This window comes from Dyella silvatica (assembly GCF_026283955.1).
GTDB classification, from domain to species: Bacteria; Pseudomonadota; Gammaproteobacteria; order Xanthomonadales; family Rhodanobacteraceae; genus Dyella_C; species Dyella_C silvatica.
On record NZ_JAPDPE010000124.1, the window covers coordinates 1 to 15648 of the forward strand.

17 protein-coding genes and 1 pseudogene are annotated in these 15648 nt (G+C 57.4%); 13 read left to right on the forward strand and 5 right to left on the reverse strand.

The window, feature by feature from the left end:
• Positions 1 to 7 precede the first annotated feature (7 nt).
• From OUZ52_RS19110 to OUZ52_RS19120, 3 genes are all read left to right on the forward strand, one after another.
• Positions 8 to 169 (forward strand): SDR family oxidoreductase, encoded by a 162-nt coding sequence (locus tag OUZ52_RS19110; protein WP_266160146.1) that lies wholly within the window; start codon positions 8 to 10, stop codon positions 167 to 169.
• A gap of 51 nt (positions 170 to 220) precedes the next feature.
• Positions 221 to 451 (forward strand): tautomerase family protein, encoded by a 231-nt coding sequence (locus OUZ52_RS19115; RefSeq protein WP_266160131.1) that lies wholly within the window; start codon positions 221 to 223, stop codon positions 449 to 451.
• A 516-nt stretch (positions 452 to 967) separates the two neighbouring features.
• On the forward strand, positions 968 to 1978 hold the full coding sequence (locus OUZ52_RS19120; protein ID WP_266160132.1) for an alpha/beta hydrolase family protein: 1011 nt from the start codon (positions 968 to 970) through the stop codon (positions 1976 to 1978).
• A 131-nt stretch (positions 1979 to 2109) separates the two neighbouring features.
• Here OUZ52_RS19120 and OUZ52_RS22940 read toward each other — a convergent pair whose 3' ends face one another.
• Entirely contained in the window at positions 2110 to 2514 is a 405-nt protein-coding gene (locus tag OUZ52_RS22940; RefSeq protein WP_343214944.1) for a DUF3761 domain-containing protein, read from the reverse strand.
• A 456-nt stretch (positions 2515 to 2970) separates the two neighbouring features.
• The gene (locus tag OUZ52_RS19125) at positions 2971 to 4215 is read right to left on the reverse strand and encodes a delta-60 repeat domain-containing protein (protein WP_266160133.1); all 1245 of its coding nucleotides are present in this window, start codon (positions 4213 to 4215) and stop codon (positions 2971 to 2973) included.
• 489 nt (positions 4216 to 4704) lie between these two features.
• On the opposite strand from OUZ52_RS19125, the pseudogene OUZ52_RS19130 reads away from it, so the two are divergent.
• From OUZ52_RS19130 to OUZ52_RS19150, 6 genes and pseudogenes are all read left to right on the forward strand, one after another.
• A pseudogene (locus OUZ52_RS19130) lies at positions 4705 to 4899 on the forward strand (integrase core domain-containing protein); the annotation flags it as partial.
• A gap of 352 nt (positions 4900 to 5251) precedes the next feature.
• A complete protein-coding gene (locus OUZ52_RS19135; RefSeq protein WP_266160135.1) occupies positions 5252 to 6478 on the forward strand; it encodes a carbohydrate porin in 1227 nt (408 codons plus the stop codon).
• Positions 6479 to 6623: 145 nt separating this feature from the next.
• Positions 6624 to 7115: a hypothetical protein gene (locus OUZ52_RS19140; RefSeq protein WP_266160136.1), complete on the forward strand. Its 492-nt coding sequence runs from the start codon at positions 6624 to 6626 to the stop codon at positions 7113 to 7115.
• A 363-nt stretch (positions 7116 to 7478) separates the two neighbouring features.
• Complete coding sequence (locus OUZ52_RS19145) at positions 7479 to 7778, forward strand: hypothetical protein (RefSeq protein WP_266160137.1); 300 nt, start codon at positions 7479 to 7481, stop codon at positions 7776 to 7778.
• 157 nt (positions 7779 to 7935) lie between these two features.
• Complete coding sequence (locus OUZ52_RS23060) at positions 7936 to 8139, forward strand: DUF2283 domain-containing protein (RefSeq protein WP_425493885.1); 204 nt, start codon at positions 7936 to 7938, stop codon at positions 8137 to 8139.
• A 148-nt stretch (positions 8140 to 8287) separates the two neighbouring features.
• Positions 8288 to 8809: an Imm42 family immunity protein gene (locus OUZ52_RS19150; protein WP_266160138.1), complete on the forward strand. Its 522-nt coding sequence runs from the start codon at positions 8288 to 8290 to the stop codon at positions 8807 to 8809.
• Between the two features lie 312 nt (positions 8810 to 9121).
• On the opposite strand, the gene OUZ52_RS19155 is transcribed toward OUZ52_RS19150, so the two are convergent.
• Positions 9122 to 9496: a nuclear transport factor 2 family protein gene (locus tag OUZ52_RS19155; RefSeq protein WP_266160139.1), complete on the reverse strand. Its 375-nt coding sequence runs from the start codon at positions 9494 to 9496 to the stop codon at positions 9122 to 9124.
• Between the two features lie 212 nt (positions 9497 to 9708).
• Here OUZ52_RS19155 and OUZ52_RS19160 point away from each other — a divergent pair, with 212 nt between their 5' ends.
• The 4 genes from OUZ52_RS19160 (at position 9709) to OUZ52_RS19175 (ending at position 12587) form a co-directional block, all read left to right on the forward strand.
• Positions 9709 to 10638, forward strand: coding sequence for a LysR family transcriptional regulator (locus OUZ52_RS19160; RefSeq protein WP_266160140.1), 930 nt, complete (start codon positions 9709 to 9711; stop codon positions 10636 to 10638).
• Between the two features lie 136 nt (positions 10639 to 10774).
• Positions 10775 to 11176: a PadR family transcriptional regulator gene (locus tag OUZ52_RS19165; protein ID WP_425493886.1), complete on the forward strand. Its 402-nt coding sequence runs from the start codon at positions 10775 to 10777 to the stop codon at positions 11174 to 11176.
• Entirely contained in the window at positions 11176 to 12096 is a 921-nt protein-coding gene (locus tag OUZ52_RS19170; protein ID WP_266160142.1) for a sensor domain-containing protein, read from the forward strand. Before OUZ52_RS19165 ends, OUZ52_RS19170 begins: the two co-directional genes overlap by 1 nt.
• Positions 12097 to 12143: 47 nt before the next feature.
• Positions 12144 to 12587: a DUF1579 domain-containing protein gene (locus tag OUZ52_RS19175; protein WP_266160143.1), complete on the forward strand. Its 444-nt coding sequence runs from the start codon at positions 12144 to 12146 to the stop codon at positions 12585 to 12587.
• 41 nt (positions 12588 to 12628) lie between these two features.
• Here OUZ52_RS19175 and OUZ52_RS19180 read toward each other — a convergent pair whose 3' ends face one another.
• Complete coding sequence (locus tag OUZ52_RS19180; RefSeq protein WP_266160144.1) at positions 12629 to 13831, reverse strand: DUF1501 domain-containing protein; 1203 nt, start codon at positions 13829 to 13831, stop codon at positions 12629 to 12631.
• 63 nt (positions 13832 to 13894) lie between these two features.
• Positions 13895 to 15457 carry a DUF1800 domain-containing protein gene (locus OUZ52_RS19185; RefSeq protein WP_266160145.1) on the reverse strand — a complete coding sequence of 521 codons (1563 nt, stop codon included), beginning with the start codon at positions 15455 to 15457 and terminating at the stop codon, positions 13895 to 13897.
• Between the last annotated feature and the right edge of the window lie 191 nt (positions 15458 to 15648).

The following is a 15648-nucleotide window of genomic DNA, read 5'->3' on the forward strand; positions in this document are numbered from 1 at the left end:
AACACCCATGCATGCGCCTGAAACGCACAGCTTCCTGGCTGCGCTGCACCCGGTCGACCGGTTAGGCGATATCGCCGACGTCGTCGATGCCGTGCTCTACCTGGACTCTGCAGGCTTCGTGACCGGCGAGATTCTGCACGTCGACGGTGGCCAGAGCGCCGGTCACTGAATCAGCAGCGGCGGGCGGCAAGCCCGCCCCACCTATATCGAGGATATGCTCATGCCTTTCGTCAACATCAAAATCACCCGTGAGGGAACCACACCCGGTCAAGGCGCTGCCACAGCAGAGCAGAAGGCGGCCCTGATCAAGGGGGTCAGCCAGCTATTGCTCGACGTACTGAACAAGCCGCTGGACTCCACGTTTGTCGCCATCGACGAAGTGGAGCTGGAAAACTGGGGCTGGGGCGGTTTGCCAGTGCCGGCATACCGCAAGCAACAAGAGTCCAAGTAAAGGGCTGGCGCTTGCATGGTTGGGCAGTGCAAGCGCTGCTTTCATGGTGCTTATCTCCATCGTACTCAGCATCGTATGCGCAGCTCACTCTTGAGCCATCGCGGAGCGCAATGACGTCAGTAATCGGAGGGTGCTGATACGAGCAGCATCCGCTGCGGGATGATTGCGGTATCGCAGATCTTGGCCGTAAAGCTATCGACAGCGGGCTCGGCGCCAGGCGGTGGCTGTCCACGGTGTCCGAGACATTTGTCCGCGGACAGCGGCTTTGCCGACAGCAGCGGATGTAGCTGCGCATGGGCGCTAGGTTTGCGATGAAGTCACCGCTGGCAGGACTCTTGCTATGTCGTCATTGCAGCACTCGACGGCGGCAACGCCATGTTTCTACAGCAGGGGATTCGGATGCGATGGAGCAGCGCGGATACCATGAGGAACCCATACGTGAAAGCAAACCAAGTCATACATAGTGTCGGCATCTGGGCCTGGGGTTTGGCCGCATGTTTCGTCATGGGAGCGAGCATGGCAGCCTCGCCGCCTTGGCAAGTGAAGGGCGAGCCTGTGGTGGTTGAACAGGTTGTGCATTTTGAGCATGCCGGCGCAAGCCTTGAAGGCACGCTTTATAGCCCGGCACATGGCGATCATCTGCCGGCGATCGTGGTACTGCATGCCGCGCAAGTACCCACCCGCGATTACGCGCTGTATCGGCATCTATCTCATGACTTGCCCGCGCTCGGATTCGCGGTGCTTGTGTTTGATCGGCGTGGTAGCGGCGCTTCAACCGGCACCCTTGAGGGGACCGACTACGAACAACTTGCGGACGACGGCATTGCCGGCTTGCACGCTATTGCCAAGAACCCACTGATTGATCCCCATCACATCGGCTTTTGGGGCTTGAGCCAAGGCGGCTGGCTTGCTGTGCTCGCCGCCTCGCGAACCCACGATGCGGCATTCGCTATCTCGGTGTCAGCACCAACGGTAACGGCGGGTCGTCAAATGGAATTTGCCGTCGACAACTTGCTCACGATTCATGGCTACGGCGCAGCGGCCATTGATCAGGCAAGAGATACGCGTCGTCGCTGGCAGGCTTATCTGCGTGGCAGCAATTCCCGTGACGACGCCATCAAAGCGTTGGCCGGTGCGGAACGGCAACCGTGGTTTGGCGATACCTTCATGTCGACGGCTGAGGATCTTACTGTGGATCCGAAAACATCGAGCTGGCGTAAGGAAATGGATCTCGATCCGATGCAGGCAGTCAAGGGTACGAACGTGCCACTTCTGTTTATCTACGGCGGAGCGGACCCCTGGGTTCCAGTGGAGGATTCGGTGCGCAGCTTGCAATCGCTGATGCAGAGCCGCCATGACATCGAAGTTCATGTCATTGCCGACGTCGATCACACCATGACCATCAATCCACACGAAACCATGTCGTTCGACAAGGCCTGGATGCTTAGCCAGCACCCAGAATCGCCGGCTTATTTCTTTATCCTCGGCAACTGGTTGAGCAAGCATGCGCAAACACAGCAGCAATAAGGCGGGCTGAAGGAAGTGATGCCCAACATGGAGCGTCGTCGCAAAGTGTTGGGGGTCGCTCGCGCTGAGCCCAGCCATTTGAATCGGCTCGACTCCGCAAATAATAAGTAAGCCTCACAAAAACAGGCGCATTACAGCCAGCGGGTAACGCCGCCGTGATGTGAGCAAGTACCGCTGTGATGAGTACTGAAGCTGAAACTTCCATCTGCACATTGCGCGCTTGCACCAGGAGGAGCGAGCCCTGAATCCGTGTGAGCAGGCCTGTGAATGCTGAGTCCATCGTGATTGACATAACTGCCTTGCTCAATCAAGTGGGAGTCGGTCGTAGGAGGGCGCGTGTCTTGCGTTGATTGGCCGGAGTTTGGTTTTGGAGTGTAGAGAAAAACGACTACGCAACCAGGCGCCGGGATGTTCGTATAAGTGATCCCGTTGCTAGTCATACAGCGATACATCGGACGTTGCTGGGCCACCTGTGCGTTAGCAACGTCTGATAATAGGCATGCCAGCGCCCATGCTATAAAGCTTAACGATCTCATTGGTATCCCCCCGGAGAATGGAAAGACTCGCTTTCCGAAGCGGTCATTTCTTCTAAGCCAATGGCTCCCTTACGATTGAACTAGATCTGCTTTGAGTCGGTAGAGATCATTTCAAACTTGCTGGCTGAACCCTTTACGAGCTCATTTTCTAGACTTATTCACAGTGCTTTTCTCCATTTCTTCGCCTATCAGCGCCAGCGTCAAGTGATGATCATCAGTATGGGATTAGTGTCCCAATAAGCGGACGATGTCAATTTACCTCGAGTAGCGGATTGAATCGCTTACCCGGTGCCTATGGAAGAGAGGCGAGATTATTGTTCACGCGCTCGGTTTACTCGGACTGAGCTGGCCGATAAAAAGGGGCGAGGAACCCTCGCCCCAACCCCTCCCGCCGCGGGCGGGAGGGGGTTTTGCTGATGCTGCCGTAGAGGCTGGCGATTTCCAGCGACTACTTACTTACTGGTAGCGCGCGACAACGAAGGTCACGGGCGAGTTGCCATAGCCCGCGACGACGATTTTGCCGTCGGCTTGTATGGCGATCCCTTCAATAGCGGCATTTGCGCTGCCGACGGTGGTGGCAACGGGTCCGAAGCTGTAGTCCTGGTTGCCGAACTGGTCGTAGCGATTCAAGGTCAACTGGCGTTGGCTGCCTGCGCTGGAGTAGCCGCCGATAATGATGCCTCCGTTGGCGTCGATGGCGACATCGTTGCCGATCGCATCGTTGCTACCGATGGCGGTAATAACCTTGCCGGTGCCGGATCCAAAGGTGCTGTCCAGCGCGCCGGTGCTTGTGTAGCGAACGGCGGCAAATCGGTAATAGCTGGTGTTGGTGCTGTTCGCGTAGCCGGCGGCGACAATGTTGCCGTCGCTTTGAATCGCCAGCGAAGTGGCGAAGGCGAAGTTGCCGGTGAACGTGCCAGCCACATTAGTCAGAACCTTACCGCCGACACCGAACGTGGTATCCAGCGCGCCATTCGTGGTGTAGCGCGTCAACGCGAATACGGTGCCGCCGCTGGAGGCGTAGCCGGCTAGCACGGGTTTGCCATCGGCCTGGATGACCAGGCTGCTGGCGGAGGCCGAGCTGGTGCCGACCGCCGAGGTGACGGTGCCGGAGCCGCTGCCGAAGCTGTAATCCAGCGTCCCGCTGCTGGTAAGGCGCGCTAGCGCAAAGTTGGAACCGGCGTAGCCAGCAACCCAGATTGAGCTGCCCTGTACGGCAACGGCGTAGGCTTCCGAAGCCCCTGCGGAGAAATTGACGGTTGCCTTGCCGGAGCTGCCAAAGGTGCTGTCCAGCGAACCATCCGTGTTGTAGCGATAAATGGTGAAGTTGCGGGTGGAATTGAAGTTGGGGCACGAGGTACCTGCAACGACGATCTTGCCATCCGCCTGCAGGGCGAGTGCGCGAGCTTGCCCTGAGCAGCTGCTGGAGGGCGTAGTGGTGATCTTGCCGGTGCCATTGAAGCTCGTATCCAGCGCACCACTTGTCGTATAGCGCGCCAAAGTAAAGGCGCCGAGGGCGTCCTGGCCGGCGGTGACAATCCGCCCGTCTGGTTGAATAACCACCCGGGCGGCGGAGCCGTAGTAGTCGAATGCGGTGGATGTGGTGCCCGCCGATCCGAATGTGGGATCCAGCGATGCGGCCTGTGCGGGTGCTGCAAGTGCGGCAATCGTACTGATGACTATGCCAAACGATATCTTCATCGTGCTGCTGATCATTGCTTGTACTCCCTGTTGAATGTGGTTGAATCTATGGGGGTCAATTCACCTTCATTTGCTGCGTAGGCTGCTGCCCATAACGCGGCCAAATACTCTGCCGCTCGGGGATGTTTATTTCGCTTCCCCAAGCTCAGTTATCTGCTCCATGTTGCGAATTCGCAGCTGCCTCCTTCGCTTGCTCATAGAGCTGCCACACGCCGTTCTTTGAAGGCTCAACCCCCCGTAGATTAGATAACGAATGCGTCTCAGGCCCTGCGACCTCGTCACCATGGTCTGCGACGCGACTGGCGCTCCGTCGCAACTTGGTGCATGAGAGCTGATGGCCTGATGGCTGCATCGACGATAGGCGTACTTTGACCGGCAACCTGTGTATTGAGGCGGTGGCGTACCGCTTATCGAGTGTTGGGCGGCACCGATCACGCCCATGACAGATCTAGCCATGTGACCACAACGTGGTTACCGACTAAGCGGGGTATCGAGGCAAGTAGTACGTGGGGAAACGGCTACGGCGAATGCTTCAGCAGCAAGTTCCGTGATGAATTGCTCAATGGCGAGATCTTCTACACCCTGCGCGAAGTCCAGGTCGTCATAGAGCCATGGCGCCATCACTACGACACCATCCGAGCGCACCGCGCGCCGAGCTATCGACCGCCGGCACCGAAAGCGATCTTGATCCATCGACCTCAACCCAGGTTGCGGCGCACCGCGTAACTAACTTGGCATCTGGACCCGTCCATACAGGCTAGTCAGGGAAGTGCCGATGGTTGGGTTGAGATCTATGGCTCAGGTACTGTCTATGGGGAGTTAACGCGGCTAGTATCACGAACGCCCCTGAGGCTTTCCCCAACGCAACGCTTTTTGCTTTTGCACCCATCACGCATGGGTGCGAGAAACCGCTATGTCCAAAAATATTCGCCGCTTTTCGCCCGTGTTAGCCGGAAGTCTATTGCTGGTCTCATGGGCTGTTTGCCATGACGCGCACGCCAAACTTGTAGCCGCGGCGGATTCCGCCGATGCCAACATGGCTACCGATATCCTTGCTTGCCATCGATATGATGGCTTGCAGCCGCAAGGCACTACCAATCCGGCGATCAGCATCTGCGATACCATGTCGCCGGATTTGGGCAAGTTCCGCGAAAAGTCGGCCGAGCATGGCTGGCTGATTCAAGCTGGCATCACTGTGGGCGGCACCTTCGACCTGCTCAATCATAGTGCGCACCCTCAGCTTTACATCGGGCAAAATCCTACTTACCGGGCTAACGGGTATGTAGCCGCTACCTACGATTTATCCCGGGTGGGTTTTGCCGGCGCTTCGCAACTGGTGTTCAATGCGAACGTGCAACGGTTCTGGTACGCCGGGGAAAATCCAACCGGTTTCGCCATCAACAGCCTCTATGTCAGTCAGCGCTTCAACGAGGGGCGCGTGCAGTTGCAATATGGCTTTGAGGAGCTAGGCAACCAGTTCTATGGTTTTGCACTCGGCACCAGTTCGACGACGTCACCGGCAGGTGTCGGAAGCTCCATCCCCTACGAAGTCGGCTTCATCTTCAATAAGACGGCGCCCGAGATCAACCTGCGCCTGGCTTCGCCCAACAAGCATTTCTATGAGCGGATCGGCGTGACCCGCAGTGTGGATCCTGATGGGGCGCAAGCGGATTGGGACCACAATAATTTCCTGGGGCTGAAGTGGCATATTCCCGGTGCCAAGGCGCTCTTCATCAATGAGTTGGGCTACCAGGTCGAAGCCGCTCCCAGCCAACGGATGACATGGCTGCGGCAGGGCGTGATGTATAACGAAAGCCGTTTTCCAAGCTTTCGCGGCGGCTATGCGGGTAGCAACTATGCCTATTACCTGGTCGGCGACTATCAGTTGTTCCAGACCGATGCGGTAAAGCCATATCGAGGATTTTACGTCAATGTAAAAGCCGACTATGCGCCGCCCGATCGTAATGTCTACACCGGAGATATCGGCGCTACCTTGTACGTACTGGGCCCTTTCGGACGGCCCGATGACGCGCTCGCGCTGGGCTATACCTTTAATCGATTGAGCCGATCCTCTCAGCGCATGCAACAGGCAAGCGGGATCACCGCGGTGGACTACAGTCGCAACTATGCGCTGTCTTATGTTTACCGTGTGACGCGCGGCGTTTATCTCTCCAACCAACTGAGCTATACCGTCAACCCCATTCCGGCGCCGAGGCAGCCGGAGGCGTTGACGTGGATGAGTTCGCTGTCGCTGTCTTACTGAATTTGCTATTCGATCCATCCAGATAGGATCGGGTACGTCACCGCTTTTGTAGGCTGCTTGAGCAGTTCGCATTGGTACCTATGACGAGAGGGGATGAGCTGCATACTGCGTTTCCCATTGTTGGGCCCTGAGGATTGACTTATCTATGGATATTGAATTTAGGGCTAGTGATGTTCAAAGAAGCGTAGAGCCACATCGTCTGTACGATCCCGAGGCAGATGATATTCGTTCAATTTTTTCTGATGTGTGCCGCATTATCGGAATACGAGGCGAATTTGGTGTTTCAGGATTCGGCCAAATGAATTGGCCCGTTAACGTTGAAGTGGATTTTCCCATTTTACTGGAGCAACTTTCTGAAATAATCGGGGCTCTGGAGGACGAGGCGGAGTGCGAACTTGATTTCTATGAGCGGGGCGTTGAGCGCTTGCTCACGTTCGTACCAAGAGGCACGGTCTATGTCGTGCATTGCAAGAGCTTGACCAGCTGGGTTCCGGTGCCCTCCGTTGAAGAAATCGATCAGGCACGACTTAAAGCTATGCTTGAGGCGGTACGGGATAACTTTATGGCCACTCGCTCCAGCGTAGCTCCAGAATTAACCGCCCATCCTTGGGTGATTGCCTGGATGAGAGGTGGGTAGTCAATAGTCTTGCTACAGGGCCGCTAACCTCACCATGGTATAGAGCGTCGTAGTGGGGGCGCTGGATTTTCTGCTGTCGCGTCTATAGAGATCGGTAGGGACATAGGATTGGCAGAGCGACGTGATGCCCGACATGGAGGCGTCGCAAAGCGTTGCGGTTCGCTTGCGCTCACCCCAGTCTACGACACTACGTTTGAGATGGCCTGAGGACACAGGGCGATGAACTGGCGAGTTGAGCACGCTTGTGAGATTGAAATAAGAGAGATAACTAGTAGGGGGTTTCTGTCCGTTAGCTTGGCAGCCATGGCCGTGCCGAGAATATGTATAGGTCTTTGCTTACTTCGAGAACGCTTGATATCAAGTTTGGATCTTGTCGATTTATCTCGGCAGCGGGTGTTGAAGATCGAGTTTTCTGCGGAAAAGAAGTGTGAGGCTACCCTTCGGCGGCAGAAGGATCGCGTGCTTCTTCTCTTGGGCGTTACGGAGCTTGAGGCTTGGATGCACTTCTTCTTGCGCGCAGTCCGAGATGGAATGGCAGAGGTTGATCACATAGATCTTGATGTGACGACTGAGCAGAACACTGGTGTGACGGTAGTAATGAACTTTCCAAGTTCAGCGTTACCGATGACATCTGATGAGATGCGGCGGAAGTTTGATCTGTAGCTCTCAAAGCAAGGTCATGACCGAGCATCAATCCCATGAACTCTCAATAGCCTCTTTGGGTGATTTGAGGATGTAGTAATGTCCTGGTGCTTCGACTGGTTGGGGTTCGTATGACCTCGCCCTAGCCTAGGTGCTGCTATCTTTGATTGAGTCAAATATGCCGAGCAAACAAATAACGCTGGATGTGGCTGATGGTGATGAGGCTGCTTATTTGACCTTGCCTGACCACCCTGGTCGAGGCGTGCATGGAGTCGTGTCAGGACAGGTACGACTTGTGGATGTGTTGCCGTATGTTGGTCCCGACATATATCTCGATTTCGATCATGAAGGTCGGCTTATTGGCGTTGAGGTCCTGGTTTGATTTCGGCAACGGCAAAGAGTCGAGTTCAGGCCGGCAAGTTTGTATGCATCATTGAGGCGGCGCATGCCAAGATCAAACGGATGTGTGCCGGGACGACAATGGAGAGTCACTCGCTGCATGTAAAAGATCGATGGGCGGGGCTCTGATCATGCTAGTCGGTGACAAGAGCGAGTGCGCTGTCGATATCAAGATCGAAAATAACTTTGATGGATGGGTTTTTGGAACTTATCTATTGTGGGTTCGTGGGATTCCGATCGGGGATGATTATGACAATTCCGTCGATCTGAAAGGCTGTTGGAACTGGATGCGCGACTTCGTTACGTACCCTGAAAATCGATATGAGCCTGATCTGTATGACATGGACAAGAGGCAGGTCTATCTCCGTCTGGCCACTTCTGTGCTGCCCAATGAAAATCCATCGGGATTTGCGAAGGAGGTATATGAAGACACCACATCAAGATTTCATATTGATCACATTGGCATGTCGTCCTTCAATAGATACATTTTACTGCTGGTAAAGGATGAGAAAGGCATGGAGCGTTTGGTTTGGAGGGAGAGTTATGGCGATATCCAGGATGTGTACTTGAGCGCCGGTCAACTTGAAAGTGTTTTCGCGGAAGCCGTACGGCTTCTGGAGGACACCATGGTTTCGGCCGGCGATAAGGTCTGATGGCCGGTAAGCCGTCGCGATCTGGATAATCTGAACCGGGCCCTGGTGCAGCACCAAATTCGGCCCGTCATCGATAGCGTCTATACCTTCGACGATGCGATGGAAGTATTGAATCACTTCGCCGAGCGATAACTATTCGGGAAAATCGTCATCCGCCACTAGGTTCGCTGCGGTGGGTGCTGAGCAAAGCATTGCCCTCCGCGACGTGGCTCTCTGCCGGCGACACCCCCGGTTTCGAGTGGTGTGGTGGTTTAGAGTCCAATCCCTCAAGGGAATGGTCAGATGAGTGCATCGCCGATGGAGCATGAGCACTCAACCAAAGTGACCGGCGAAGGTCTGTGCCACGATCTTTCCGTTGCGCACAATGATGGTATCCGTCGCCATGATGGCGTTTGGCGCGCGCCAACGGATGTAGGCGACTTCGCCATGCACGGTCATTTCGTCGATGACAATGTTGCGTGTGCCCTCTGGGAAATAGTCGCGGTACACCTGCACGAAGGTTTCGTGTATCTCAGACTGGCCGCGAATCACTTTGCCGGTACCGTTGATGATGATGGCGTCTGAGGCGTAGTCGGCGACAGTCAACTCGACGTCGCCGAGTCGAAATGCCTGCAGATGCCGATCTAATGCCGCCTGGGTTTCGGATGTCTGGCGCGCAAAAGCCGGCTGTTGAGTGGACTTATTCATATTCGTGATCCTTTAACCCCGTGCCGCACGAGTTCGCGCAGGAGGGGCTTTGTTGGGAAGGTAAAAAGGCCCTTGGAGATTTCTGCCAGGGGCGCATGTGCTTTCGGCGGCCCGCTCGTTTTGGGCCGCCCCGACATGATCATCGCCGTCATTGGGAAGTAATAGTCACAAAGCGATTGAATCTCTTATGAGTTTTACTTGAAAATGGCCATATGGAGACATTGTCAAACTTGGAGTGCTTCTCCCGCGCGGCGACTACTGGAAGCTTCTCGGCGGCGGCCAGACAACTTGCGCTGACGCCCTCGGCAGTAAGCCGGAACATTGCCATGCTCGAGCGCAATCTCGGCGTGCGGCTGTTCCAGCGCACCACCCGAAAACTCACGTTGACCGAAGCCGGCGATCGCCTCGCCGATTCGATACGCGCCAATCTGGATGGCCTTCTTGCTGCCTTGGCCGATGTCTCGTCGGATACTCACGAGCCGGCTGGCGTGCTTAAGGTGAGTATGGCAACGGTCTTCGGGGCCGAATATCTCGTCCCCTTGTTGCCGGATTTCCTGGCGCGCTATCCCCAAATCCGAGTTGACTGGCACTTGGACAATCGCCATGTCGATTTGGTCGCGGAGGGATTCGATGTGGCCATCGGTCGTGGCTCAGAGCTGTCTCCGGGTGTGGTTTCCAGGACGCTCGCTCGTGTACAGGTCGTTGCACTGGCTTCACCTACCTATCTGGCTGGGCGGGCATTGCCTGACGACCCGTCGGAGCTGGCCGATCACGACCTCATCGATATGCGATCCACCCGCAGTGGGCGCTTGGTTCGGTGGACGTTGTCCCACATCTCTGGAGCCGAAATGGCAGCGCCGACGGGAGAACGCATGGCGTTCAATGACCCGGGCGCGCTATGTAGCGCGGCTGCGCTCGGCCTGGGTGTTGCCCTGGTCGCGGTGCCGCATGCATTGAGGTATCTGAAAAGCGGTGAACTTGTGCGTTTGTTGCCAGACTGGTCGGCCGATGCAGGCCCCATCTCGATCTACTACGCCAATCGCAGCTTGCTCCCAGCCAAAGTCCGCGTGTTCGTGGACCACGTCGTAGAGACGTTCGAGCGACAGAAGCTAGCGGAGCAATTCGTCGTGGGCTCGCGATGAATCAGGTGGCGCCCCCGCCAAGCTCGCCTGCTGACACCCATGTTTGTACAACGCGTACATACATGGGTGTCATGCCCAGAACCCCCTCATCCATTCCCATGACTTCCGGCGCATGACCTAGTGTTAACTCAACACTATGCTTCAGTCATGGATAAGTAGCCGTGCAGGTGAGGACGTGGATGACAGCGCCAGCCAACTGAAGAAATTCCAGAAGGAATTGGCCGCCGGTACCGTGTCACTGGTGCTGCTGGCGGTGCTTAGCCAGAGCCGGCAGCCGATGTATGGCTATCAGATCGCCAAGCGGCTGGAGGAGGTCGGCGAGGGCGTGCTGACGGGTAAGCAGAGTGCGCTGTATCCGGTGCTGCGCAACCTGGAGGCGGCTGAGCTGCTGGCCAGTGAGGTGGAGCCTTCGGTTAGCGGGCCGCCGCGGCGTTACTACCGCATAACCAAATGGGGGCGCGAAGTGTTGCGCGAGTGGGTGGCTGCCTGGAATGCAACCCGCGATTCTGTCGATTCCGTTTTAGAGGGAGGGGTGTGATGACTACGCAACAGGCGCATGCGCCACGCACGATTGCCGAGTATCTGGACCAGCTGCGCGCTGCGTTGCGTGGCGCCGATCCGGCCTTGATTCAAGATGCTTTGTACGATGCCGAAGAGCATCTACGTGCCGAACTGGCTGAGCAGCCGGGTCGCAGTGAGGCCGATATGCTTGCTCATGTGGTGGGCAGTTACGGTGCGCCGGAGGAAGTGGCCGAGCTTTATCGCGATCAGGAGATCAAGATTCAACGTGCCTTGCGGCCACCGCCGACACCTACGCGACGCTCGCTGTTGGGACGTTTTTTTGGTGTCGCTGCCGACCCGCATACCTACGGCGCGATGTTCTACATGCTGCTGTCCCTGGCGACCGGCATCTTTTATTTCACCTGGGCAGTCACCGGTATTGCGCTTTCGGCTGCTTTCTCCGTGTTGATAATCGGACTTCCATTCGTTGTGCTGTTCTTTGGCACGGTACGCGCACTGTCCTTGGTCGAAGGGCGCATCATCGAGGCCATGTTGGGTGCGCGCATGCCGCGTCGGCCGCCTTATCCCGGGCAGGCCAATCTGTCGTTGGGTAAGCGTATTTTGGCGATGTTTACCGATGCACGCACGTGGTCGACCTTGTTTTATATGTTCTTGATGCTGCCGCTGGGCGTTATCTATTTCACGCTTTCGGTGACCTTGCTATCCGTTTCTATCGGTTTTATCGCGGCGCCGTTTGCATGGTGGTTCGGTGATGTGCGCGATAAGGTCACGGTCAATTTTGGTTTTGGCGAACACACGCCAAATTTTGGTGATGCGCTGATTCTGTTTATCGTCGGTTCCCTGCTGTTGTTCGTCACGATGCACTTGATGCGTGGGCTGGGGAAAATGCAAGCTGGCATCGCCAAGCACCTGCTTGTGCGCAGCTCGGGCGATTGAACCGGCTTTTCAACAGAAGCGCTCACTAGACAGGCGTAAGGAAAATCATGTCCGACGTTTTGCGCAGCATGGCGGGAGACTGGTCCGGCGATGAGCAGATCGCCGCAACCCGCTGGGGCCCTGGCGGTGCAGCCAAGGCCCGTGTGCAGTCGGCATTGCAGCTGGGCGGCAAGTTGCTGGTGCAGGATTACCGCGAAGAGCGCGATGGCAAGCCCGCACTGGAGGCACACGCGGTATTCGTCGCCGAAGCGGAGCAGGGCGAGTTCAGCCTGTACTGGTTCGACAACTACGGGTTTGTAGCTGCCGCACCGGCGCCGGGTCATTGGGATGGCCGTCAACTGGTTTTCTTGCGCAGCTCGCCACGCGGCCAGACACGGCATATCTATGCGCCGCAACACGACGGCAGCTATACGCTGGTGCTGGAAAGTTCGTTTGACGGCGGCGCGAGCTGGGAGCCCGTGCTGAGCGGCAGCTATCACCGCGTGTCGTAAAGCCAGCCCTCCCCGATGGCCGGGGAGGGTGTCTGGCCGGTTCACACCAGTTGCAAATCCCGTGGCTTGGATTGCGGGAACACGGTCTGCAATTGTTTGCCGGACAGCCCAAAGGTACGGCCCAGCAGGCCGCCGAGCAGGTCGCGGTAATTGTTCAGCACCGGATAGTCACGGTTTTGCAGCAAGTTGTTTTGATTGACGGCGACTTGCGCGCCGGCGATATGGCCGCCGTTGATCTTGCCGCCCAGCACCCAATACGCCGTGCCATGACCGTGGTCGGTGCCTTTGTTGCCGTTCTCGCGGAAGGTGCGACCGAACTCGGAGGCCACCACGACCACGGTATTGTTCCACTCATCGCCCAGGGCTTCGGCATACGCGGCCAGGCCCTGGCCGAGGTTGGACAAATTGTTGGCCAGCTGCCCGCTGGTGCTACCTTGATTGACGTGGGTATCCCAGCCGCCGATGTCGACAAACCCCAGCCGGTATTGCTGACGCATCAAGGTGGCGATGCGCTGGGTTTCTTCCGCAAAGTTCTTGGCGCTGGCTGCGCCGCGGTTGGCCTTGGCCATTTCGTCCTGCAGATCTTTGGATACCTTCTGGCGCAGGTCCAGGCCGTCGGTAGCGGCGGCGGCCAGCGAGGTGCCTTTGTACATCTCGGACAAGATTGCCGATTGACGCTCATCGAACGCAGGCTTGGCGACACCGCGCAGCGAGATATTGGGAATGTCCTTGCTGCCACCCTGGAAGCTCAACGGCAAGGCATCGGTAAAGGCAATCGCCGGCACGCCGGTGAGCACGCCGGATAGTCGAGCCAGAAAGCCGGAGCGATAGTTGTTGCGCAGCTCGGTCGGCTCGCCCGATTCGATGTTGTCCTGGGTTTCGAAGTGGCTGCGGCTCATGTCGTCGGTACCGGCAAACGGTACGAACGCGAGCTGTTTACGTTGCCACAACGGATAGATCGAATCGTGCAGTATCGGGTTCAGGCCCCAATTGGCATCCAGGGCGATCGCGCTATTGGGATTGGCGGCATCGGGTTTGGCAATCGCCAGGCTTGGCCGTGACTGGTAGTAAAAGTCACTGCTATAGGGCACAAGCAGGTTGTTGCAGTCGTAGCCGCCGCGCAAGAACACCATCAGGAAACGTGGCGTATTGGCCGGCGCGGCGAACAGCTTGCCGGAGAAGCTAAGAGCGGGAGCGGCAATCGCGGCACTGGCAGCGGCGAGCAAAAATTCACGGCGGTTCATGGCATACCTCGGCATGGATTTGTACGTGCCTTTCTCCCTTGCAGGCGGGGAGGGGCTTCATGATTAGCGGTAATTGAAATCCGGCGACGACAGCAAGAAGGTGTTCCACTCCTGTTGCGACATCGCCTTGCCCAGCGCGCTATGCGTTGCCGGTGCCAGTTGTGGCTCGATCGCGTCGTAGTACAGCCGGGTGGTCAGCATGGGAAAGCCGGCGCCGACCTTGGGGCTGCCTTCAGGTGTGAATAGCTGGTTGTTGCCAGTGCCGATGGCGCGGGCGATTTCGAAGCGCTTGGCCATTTGCCCCGAGCTGGCCCAGCCGGTGGCCTCCAGTGGCCAGCCATCGGGGGTCAGTCGCCCAAAGACCGGTTCGCCCAGCTGGTTCAGCCAATTAAGCATCGGCTTGGCATTGGCGACGGGTTTGCCGTCATAGGCCAGGCGCACCGAGGACACCACGAACTGCGTAGGGTCTTTGAACTTCTTGCCGGTACTGGCAATCAGCTCTTTCGATTCGAACATGGTGCGCAGCACTTTGGAGATGTCGCCATCGCTGCGCTCGAAGGTCTTGGCCATGCGGGCGACCAGTGCCGGCGGCGGCTCGTCGGCGACAAAATATTCGGCGAGTTTGCGCGAGATGAATTGGGCGCAAGCCGGCTGCCGGGTAATCAGCTCGACCGCTTGTTCTACTTCGCTGAAGCCGCTGCCCTTGATCTTCTGGCCTAGCAGCACTTTGTCGCTGAAATCGTGGCGCGCCGGATTGAACTCGAACATGCCCTGGTGCACATAAAACGGTGCCATCTTGGGGCCCAGCTTCAACGGCTGGTCGCGGCGCGGGGTGATGCCGACGCCGGTCAGAATGAGCGCCAGCTGTTGCACATCTTGTTGGCTGTAGCCCGAGCCGACGCCTAGCGTATGCAGCTCCATCAACTCGCGCGCGTAATTTTCGTTGACCTTGCCCTTGGCGTTCTGCGCGTTATCGAGAAACTCCAGCATCGCCGGGCTCTCCAGCGTCGCCATCACCAGGTCCTTGAATTTGCCCAGCGCGCGTGGACGGATGGTGCCCTCGGCATAGTCGCCGGCCACCCAGCGGATGCGGGCTTTGACGCCGTAAACGCTGAAATGGTTGAGCCAGAACCAGACCATTTGTTCCTTCAGCTGGTTCGAGCCGTACACCGCGCGCAGCAACTCGGCTTGCTGGGCTTGTTGCAGCAAGTCATTGGCATGCTGCTGCTGGGCTTTTCGCGCGGCGGCCTGGGCGTCGCCATCGGGCATGTCCTTGATCCGCTTTTGCTCGTCTTCCAGCGCGGCGATGAGTTGCTCCTGCGGCGTGCGCACGGCTTCGTAGCTGCTGATCAGCGCGGCGATCTCCGGCGGTAGGCTGTCTGGCGTGTGGCTGTCGAGTTGTTCGTCGAGAAAGCGCGAACGTCCCAGTGCGCGATAACGCTGCACGCTGGCGCTATCCAGATCAAAACCATCGCGGCGCAGCCAGGCGATATCGTCATGACTGAGCGGGTTGGCGTCTCGCGTGGACGCATAGGCCGGCGCCAGCGACGTGGTCAGCAGCAGGCTGAGCAAAAAATGCCGTGGCAGCATGGATAAAACACGAGGAACGGAACCGGAGACTCGCATGCGTGGTGAACTTCCGTTGGTCATGAGAAGAGGGTGTCGGCCAGGTCTGGGTAGTCTTAACGCGGTAAGCGGTGATTGGCCGACGCGATGATCGTCGGAGAGTGTGTCGTATTCGATATCGATTCACGAAGAGGCCGCAGCGGTGGGTCTTTCCGCATAAATTTGCGCTATTGAGCGCATGGCCACTCGTT